We start from the raw sequence: 7,931 nt of genomic DNA on the forward strand, positions 1-7,931 counted from the left end.
GTAGGGTTGTATTGGCGTCGGCCGCGTTCCTGGCCGCGGCCACGGTCGCACGCGCTGCGCCGCCTCCGGCTTCGGCGTTCGGGCGGGCGCCGGCGGTCGTCGATGCGGAGATTTCGCCCAATGGACAGCGGATTGCGATCCTCGGGGGTACGTCGGAACAGCGTGTCGTGTCGATCGCCACTATCGATCAGCCGGGCTTGCCGATCCTGCAGTTGGGCTCGGTGGAGGGCGTCGGCATCCGCTGGGCGGGCGACGACTTCGTGCTCGCGCGCATCGCCTTCTGGGAGAACGATGGGCCGGGATACCGGGTGGAGCGCAATGTCGTGGTCACGGCTCAGGCCAAGGCGATCGCGCGCCTGCTGGAAGCCGACACGCTGTCGCGCGCCCTGACGTCCCAGCCGGTCTACCGGGTCACGTCGGAGGGCCGCCCTCAGGCGATGGTGCGCGGGCTCGTCGAGCGCGGCTCTATGAGCAACTCTTGGGACACCCGGCTGAAGCGTAAGGACGAGGACTTCGTCTTCACGCTCATGAAGGCCGATCCCGCCACGGGTAAGGGCGTGATGGTCGACCGAGGCACGCCTGACACCGTCAGCTGGGCCGTGGATGCGCAAGGACGGCCAAGAGCCCGGCTCGACGTCGACCAATTGAATCACCGCGTTTCGGTGTTTGGCAAAGCCGGGGGCAAAGGGCAGTGGCGCATGGTCTGGGAGGGCAAGAGCTTCGCCAGCCGCCGCCACTACTTCGGGTACTCGGAAGCGACAGACTCCATCTACCTGGGCCACGGCGACACGCTGGTCGCGCGCCGGCTGTCGGATGGCGCTGAGACGCCCGTCGGCAAGACTTCCGGGGGACCTTCACTTCGGCTCGTGTGGGACGAGCACACCGATGCGCTGCTCGGTCTTTCGACGGGCGCCGAGAAGCCGACTATTGAGTGGCTGGACGCTGAGGTCGGCGCCGCTCACGCCACGCTGACGCGGGCGTTCAAGGGGCGGGACGTCGCCCTGACCAGCTGGTCGCGCGACCGGAGCCGCTTTCTGGCGCGAGTGAGCGCTCCTGCGTCGCCTGCGGTCTGGTACCTGTACGATCGCGGCCGCAAGGAGATTTCTCCGATCGGAGAAGAATACCCCGAGCTCAATGGCGCCGAGCTCGGGACCACGCGTTGGATCAGTTACAAGGCGCGCGATGGGCTGGACATTCCAGCTTATCTTACGCTGCCGCCCGGCGCGCGTCCGGGCGTCAAGCCGCCGCTGGTCGTGCTGCCGCACGGCGGGCCCACCTCGCGCGACGAATACGACTTCGACTTCCTGGCGCAATTCCTGGCCACGCGGGGCTATGCGGTGCTCCAGCCGCAGTTCCGCGGTTCATGGGGCTTCGGCGCGGCTTTCGAAGCGGCGGGCAAGGGGGAGTGGGGTGGCAAGATGCAGACCGATCTCCAAGATGGAGTGCTAGCGCTCGCGAAGGAGGGACAAGTGGACCCAGGCCGCGTTTGCATCGTCGGCGCGAGTTTTGGCGGGTACTCTGCGCTCGCAGGCGCAGCGCTTTATCCGGACGCCTATCGCTGCGCGGCGTCCATCGCCGGGATCTCGGACCTGGGGCAGCTGCAGCTCGACGAAGGCCTTACTCCCGGTCAAAAAAACCCGCACATCGAGGAGCTTCGAGAGGAGCTCGGTGCGACGTCGAGCGCGCGGATCGCAGCGCATTCCCCGGCGCGCAATGCTGCGGCGGTTGAGGTCCCGGTTCTGCTCATCCACGGCGACCAGGACAATGTCGTCGACATCAAGCAATCGGAGCTGATGGTCGAACGTCTCAAGGCGGCGGGTAAGCCGCACGAGTTCATCGTGCTTAAGGGCGAGAACCACTACCTCACCAGGTCGGCCACGCGGACGCAGACTCTCGAAGCGCTCGAAGTCTTTCTCGCCAAGCACCTGCCGGTGAACTGATCGCCCCTTGCAGGGGCGGGGAGGCCTCCTAGATCAGGTCGAACCTGAAGGAGGTCTCCCCCTTGCCGCTGCTGCTATGCCCCAACTGCAACACCTCGATGCAGAACGTGAACCGTTCCGGCGTCGAGATCGACATGTGCCCGAGCTGCCGGGGCGTCTGGCTTGATCGCGGTGAGCTGGAGAAGCTGCTGGAGGGCCAGCGCGAGGAACGCGCCGGACAGCAGCACGACCGCGAACGCTTCGACCGCGAGGTGCGCGACTTCCATCGCGATCCCGACGACTGGAAGCGCAAGCACCCCTACGACAGCAAGCACGGCCACTACCGCTATGACGACGACTATCACTACCGGAAGAAGAAGAAGGGCTTCGATATCTTCGACATCTTCGACTGACGGTCCGGCCGAGGCCATCACACGAACGTGACGCTCGCGTCATTTTTGTTGATCCAGATCAAAGATGACGCTGGCGTCACTTTTAAGGTGCTCCCAAGCCCGGACTGACCGGGCGTCAGGGAGATCGCCATGCTGCAGGTGCAAGTCGTCGAAGGCCCGCCGACCGAGGTCCAGTATTTCGACGAGGACGAGTTGGCCCACCGGCTCACGGACCACGACGTCGAGGTCATCCGCGAGATTTTCCAGACCCCGCTGATGGGCTCCTACAACTGGGACTACGAGGCGGCCAATTCCCGGATCCGGCGGCTGTACGAGCTGGGCAAGCGGTTCAACTGGAACTCCGAGCTCGACGTGGATTGGACGCTTGAGCCGCCGGCGGCCGGCGCGCCTTCCGACGACGCGGGCCCCGAGGGCTTCAAGGACCATCCGAAATGGAAGGCCCTGACGCCGGCCCAGAAGGCCGATTTCATGCGTCGCACGTCGGCCCAGACGCTGTCGCAGTTCCTGCACGGGGAGCAGGGGGCCCTGATGGTGGCGTCCCAGCTCGTGAGCTGCGCGCCGACCCACGACGCCAAGCTCTACGCCGCCTCACAGACCTTCGACGAGGCGCGGCACGTGGAGGTGTTCCACAAGTACCTGATGGAACGCTGCCACATGATCTACCCCATCAACCCGAACCTGAAGTTCCTGCTCGACAAGGTGCTGACCGACGAGCGCTGGGACCTGAAGTTCATCGGCATGCAGATCCTCATCGAGGGCCTGGCGCTGGCGGCCTTCCAGACCATTCACGAGACCACGCCCGACCCGCTGCTGAAGCAGGTCGTGGGGCTGGTGATGCGCGACGAGGGCCGGCATGTGGCGTTCGGCGTGAACTATCTGGAGGACTGGATCCGCGCCCTGCCGCAGGACCAGATCGAGGAGCGGGCCCAGTTCGCCTACGAGGCCTGCGTGGTCATGAAGAACCGTCTGATCTCGACCAACGTCGCCGAGGAATTCGGCTTCACCCGGGAGGAGGCTCTCGAGATCAACGCCCAGAGCCAGGGCGGCCAGGCGTTCCGGAAGTTCCTGTTCGAACGGATGATCCCGAACCTCAAGCGGGTCGGCCTGCTGACCGATGCGATCCGGCCAAAGTTCGAGGAACTCGGCGTGCTGGAGTTCGAGAACCTGCAGCACGACGGCATGATCGACTGGGCTGTCCTGGAGGCGCCGCTGGAAATGAAGGAACGCGTCGCCGCCTAGTTGGGAACCTTCAGACTTCGGCGATCGTCATTGCCTGTGACATCGCCGAGGTCGTGGGCAGATGATCCCATTCCAAGGTTCGGGGCTCCCGGACCTTGGATGCGGCTATTGTCGTAGCCGCTGCCGGTCGTTCCCGCACCGCTCGGCGCAGAGCGCTTGTAGCGATAGTCCTCTTCCTTCCGCCGCGCCGCGCGCGCCAGGTCGCCTTCCTTGCCGCGCTCGATCCCCAGACCCAGGGGCGGTGCGTTCCGGGCGTCTGAGGCGAACCGATCCATGCAGGCCTCCCGCTCGGCGCGCGTCAGGCCGGGGCTATCGCAATTCAGGCGTCCGCGAAGGGCCCGTCGCGCATTGTCGGCGAGCGTATCCTCGTAGCGCGGCAGGAGCAGAGTCCGGGGACCGGAGGGGGCGGGGGCCTGCGTCGGTTCGGCGGGGGCCTGGGGCGCAACGAGCGGGGCCACCGGAAGCTGCGCGTCCGAATAGCGCGTCCGCCGCCTGTGCAGCCGCAGCGGCGCCGGGGCCGCGTCGGGTTCCGCCGAAGGGGGCAGGGCGCGCGGCATGATCAGCACCGGGATGATCGCCTCGGGCGGGCCGGATGGCGGCGCGGGCGGCGTGCGCAGGCGCGGGACGTGCAGGGCGATCAGGCCCAGCACGACGACGTGGGCGGCCACGGAGGCCGCCACGATCCCGTACCCTCGCAGGCCCCGACCCGCCGCCGGCATCCGCTCTCCCGTGGTGTCGAAGCTCGGCCTTAGGTGTGGGGGCATGCGCGGCGATTTCATGGCCGACCCGTCACCTGTTCGCCGCAGGGACCGGCGATTGACGGGACAGCGCTTCCCGACTATGTAGCGCGCTCTTTCGAGGCCGGGGATTCTTCCTGGCTCCGATGAACCGCTCCCGCCGGAACGCCTGTCAGGTGCTCCGGCGAGTTTTTGCGTTTCATCGAGTGGCCTCGGACCAGAGACCTAAACGACCCCAACTGAGGCGCCACGGCCAAACGGCACACGCCTCCACGAAGCGAGAGTAGATGCCGACAGTTAACCAGCTCATCCGCAAGCCCCGGCAGAACAAGCCGGTGCGGAACAAGGTCCCGGCCCTGAAGGGCTGCCCGCAGCGCCGCGGCGTCTGCACCCGGGTCTACACGACCACGCCGAAGAAGCCGAACTCGGCTCTGCGTAAGGTCGCCAAGGTCCGTCTGACCACCGGCATCGAAGCGGTGTGCTACATCCCCGGCGAAGGCCACAACCTTCAGGAACACTCCGTGGTGCTGATCCGCGGCGGCCGCGTGAAGGACCTTCCCGGCGTGCGCTATCACATCCTGCGCGGCGTGCTCGACACCCAAGGGGTCAAGGACCGCAAGCAGCGTCGTTCGCTCTACGGCGCCAAGCGTCCGAAGTAAGGAATTTCAGAGATGTCCCGTCGCCGTCGCGCAGACAAACGTGAAGTCCTCCCGGATCCGAAGTTCGGGGACCTCGTCGTCACCAAGTTCATGAACTACGTGATGTACGAAGGTAAGAAGGCCGTGGCCGAGAATATCGTCTACGGCGCCTTCGACATCCTGGAGACCCGCCGCAAGGATCAGGGCCCGCTGGAAACCTTCCACGCCGCCCTGGACAACGTGGCTCCGGCCATCGAGGTGCGCTCCCGCCGGGTCGGCGGCGCCACCTACCAGGTTCCCGTGGAAGTGCGCCCCGAGCGCCGCCGCGCCCTGGCGATCCGCTGGCTGGTCAACGCCGCCCGCAATCGCGGCGAGAACACCATGACCGAGAAGCTGGCCGGCGAACTGCTGGACGCCTCCTCGAACCGTGGTTCGGCCGTCAAGAAGCGCGAAGACACGCACAAGATGGCCGAAGCCAACCGGGCCTTCTCGCACTACCGCTGGTAAGCCCGACCCTGAGTTAAGCTTTCCGGCGCGGGCGGTTTGAGATAAACCGCCCGCGCCGTTCGTTCAGGCTCCTCCGAACACCCCTTTTCCGCAGAGCATCCGCTATGCCTCGCACGCACAAAATCGAAGACTACCGCAACTTCGGCATCATGGCGCACATCGACGCCGGGAAGACGACGACGACGGAGCGGATCCTCTACTACACCGGCAAGTCGCATAAGATCGGCGAAGTCCACGACGGCGCCGCGACCATGGACTGGATGGAGCAGGAGCAGGAGCGCGGCATCACGATCACGTCGGCCGCGACGACCGCCTTCTGGCAGGGCAAGCGCCTGAACATCATCGACACCCCCGGGCACGTCGACTTCACCATCGAGGTGGAGCGCAGCCTGCGCGTGCTCGACGGCGCCGTGACGGTGCTGGACGGCAACGCCGGCGTCGAGCCGCAGACCGAGACGGTCTGGCGCCAGGCCGACAAGTACAAGGTTCCCCGCATCGTGTTCGTCAACAAGATGGACAAGCTGGGCGCCGACTTCGACAAGTCGGTCGAGTCGATCCGCGACCGCCTGGGCGCGAAGGCCGTTCCGATCCAGCTGCCGATCGGTTCTGAATCCGCCCTGAAGGGTATTGTGGACCTGGTCCGCATGAAGGCCGTGGTCTGGGACAACGATGGCCTGGGCGCGAGCTTCCGGGACGAGGAAATCCCGGCCGACCTGAAGGAAAAGGCCGAGGCCGCCCGCAGCTACATGATCGAGAACGCCGTCGAACTCGACGACGACGCCATGGAAGCCTACCTCTCGGGCGAGGAGCCCTCGGAAGAGGTGATCAAGAAGTGCATCCGTAAGGCTGTGCTCACCGGCGCCTTCTACCCGATCCTCTGCGGCTCGGCGTTCAAGAACAAGGGCGTCCAGACGCTGCTCGACGCCGTCGTCGACTATCTGCCGTCGCCGGTGGACATTCCGCCGACCAAGGGCATCGACTTCAAGACCGAGGCCGAAGTCGAACGCCGCGCGTCCGACGACGAGCCGCTGTCCGTCCTGGCGTTCAAGATCATGGACGACCCCTTCGTGGGCTCGCTCACCTTCTGCCGCATCTACTCGGGCAAGCTCGAGACCGGCATGGGCCTGATGAACTCCACGCGCGACAAGAAGGAGCGCGTCGGCCGCATGCTGCTGATGCACTCGAACAACCGCGAGGACATCAAGGAAGCCTACGCCGGCGACATCGTCGCCCTGGCCGGCCTGAAGGAAACCCGCACGGGTGACACTCTCTGCGATCCGAACCGCTCGCCGGTGATCCTGGAACGCATGGAGTTCCCGGCCCCGGTGATCGAGATCGCCGTCGAGCCCAAGTCCAAGGCCGACCAGGAGAAGCTGGGCGTGGCCCTGGCGAAGCTGGCCGCCGAGGATCCGTCCTTCACCGTCTCCACCGATCACGAGTCGGGCCAGACGATCCTGAAGGGCATGGGCGAGCTGCACCTCGACATCAAGATCGACATCCTGAAGCGCACCTACAAGGTGGAAGCCAACATCGGCGCGCCGCAGGTGGCCTATCGTGAGAGCCTCGGTAAGCGCACCGAGATCGACTACACGCACAAGAAGCAGACCGGCGGTACGGGCCAGTTCGCCCGCGTCAAGCTGGTGTTCGAGCCGGGCGAGCCGGGTTCGGGCTTCGTCTTCGAGAGCGGGATCGTCGGCGGCGCGGTGCCGAAGGAATACATCCCGGGCGTCCAGAAGGGTCTGGAGTCGGCGAAGGAAAACGGCCTGCTGGCCGGGTTCCCGCTGATCGACTTCAAGGCGACCCTGATCGACGGCGCGTTCCACGACGTGGACTCGTCGGTCCTGGCCTTCGAAATCGCCTCCCGCGCGGCCTTCAAGGAACTCCGCGAGAAGGGCGCTCCGAAGCTGCTCGAGCCGATCATGGCCGTCGAAGTGGTGACCCCGGAAGAGTATCTGGGCTCGGTCATCGGCGACCTGAACGGCCGCCGCGGTCAGATCCAGGGGCAGGACGTGCGCGGCAACGCCATCGTCATCAACGCCTTCGTGCCGCTGGCCAACATGTTCGGCTACGTGAACAACCTGCGCGGCATGTCGCAAGGCCGCGCCCAGTTCACGATGCAGTACGATCACTACGACCCGGTCCCGCAGGCCGTGGCCGACGAAGTCATCAAGAAGTACGCCTAAGACTTTCCAACCCTAGTTAGAGGACAAGCCCGGACAGGGCTGGAGCTTGAAATGGCCAAAGAGAAGTTCGAACGTAATAAGCCGCACTGCAACATCGGCACGATTGGTCACGTTGACCACGGCAAGACGACGCTGACGGCGGCGATCACGATGGTGCTGGCGAAGACCGGCGGCGCGACGGCGAAGAAGTACGAAGACATTGACGCTGCGCCGGAAGAGAAGGCGCGGGGCATCACGATCAACACGGCGCACGTCGAGTACGAGACGACGAACCGTCACTACGCGCACGTGGACT

8 protein-coding genes are annotated in these 7,931 nt (G+C 65.7%); 7 read left to right on the plus strand and 1 reads right to left on the minus strand.

All coding sequences use genetic code 11. The features are described 5' to 3' along the window. The first annotated feature begins 11 nt into the window (after positions 1-11). The 3 genes from DJ019_RS20415 to DJ019_RS20425 all read left to right on the plus strand — a co-directional run bounded on the left by DJ019_RS20415 (position 12) and on the right by DJ019_RS20425 (position 3,571). Positions 12-1,940 (plus strand): alpha/beta hydrolase family protein, encoded by a 1,929-nt coding sequence (locus DJ019_RS20415; protein WP_165844100.1) that lies wholly within the window; start codon positions 12-14, stop codon positions 1,938-1,940. 62 nt (positions 1,941-2,002) lie between these two features. Continuing rightward, complete coding sequence (locus DJ019_RS20420) at positions 2,003-2,332, plus strand: TFIIB-type zinc ribbon-containing protein (RefSeq protein ID WP_111278699.1); 330 nt, start codon at positions 2,003-2,005, stop codon at positions 2,330-2,332. Between the two features lie 129 nt (positions 2,333-2,461). Then, entirely contained in the window at positions 2,462-3,571 is a 1,110-nt protein-coding gene (locus tag DJ019_RS20425) for a ferritin-like domain-containing protein (protein WP_111278701.1), read from the plus strand. On the opposite strand, the gene DJ019_RS20430 is transcribed toward DJ019_RS20425, so the two are convergent. Continuing rightward, positions 3,568-4,335, minus strand: a complete 768-nt coding sequence (locus tag DJ019_RS20430; protein WP_133255341.1) for a hypothetical protein — start codon at positions 4,333-4,335, stop codon at positions 3,568-3,570. The two genes, DJ019_RS20425 and DJ019_RS20430, sit on opposite strands and share 4 nt — an antisense overlap. Before the next feature lie 260 nt (positions 4,336-4,595). Between DJ019_RS20430 and rpsL the strand changes: the two genes are divergently transcribed. The 4 genes from rpsL to DJ019_RS20450 all read left to right on the plus strand — a co-directional run. Then, positions 4,596-4,967 (plus strand): 30S ribosomal protein S12, encoded by a 372-nt coding sequence (gene rpsL / locus DJ019_RS20435; RefSeq protein ID WP_111278705.1) that lies wholly within the window; start codon positions 4,596-4,598, stop codon positions 4,965-4,967. A gap of 12 nt (positions 4,968-4,979) precedes the next feature. Next, a complete protein-coding gene (gene rpsG, locus DJ019_RS20440) occupies positions 4,980-5,453 on the plus strand; it encodes a 30S ribosomal protein S7 (protein ID WP_111278707.1) in 474 nt (157 codons plus the stop codon). Positions 5,454-5,557: 104 nt separating this feature from the next. After that, positions 5,558-7,636, plus strand: coding sequence for an elongation factor G (gene fusA, locus DJ019_RS20445; RefSeq protein ID WP_111278709.1), 2,079 nt, complete (start codon positions 5,558-5,560; stop codon positions 7,634-7,636). A 51-nt stretch (positions 7,637-7,687) separates the two neighbouring features. Further along, on the plus strand, positions 7,688-7,931 hold a 244-nt coding region (locus DJ019_RS20450), incomplete at its 3' end, for a GTP-binding protein (protein ID WP_240606555.1).

This window comes from Phenylobacterium kunshanense (assembly GCF_003254525.1).
Lineage (GTDB): Bacteria > Pseudomonadota > Alphaproteobacteria > Caulobacterales > Caulobacteraceae > Phenylobacterium > Phenylobacterium kunshanense.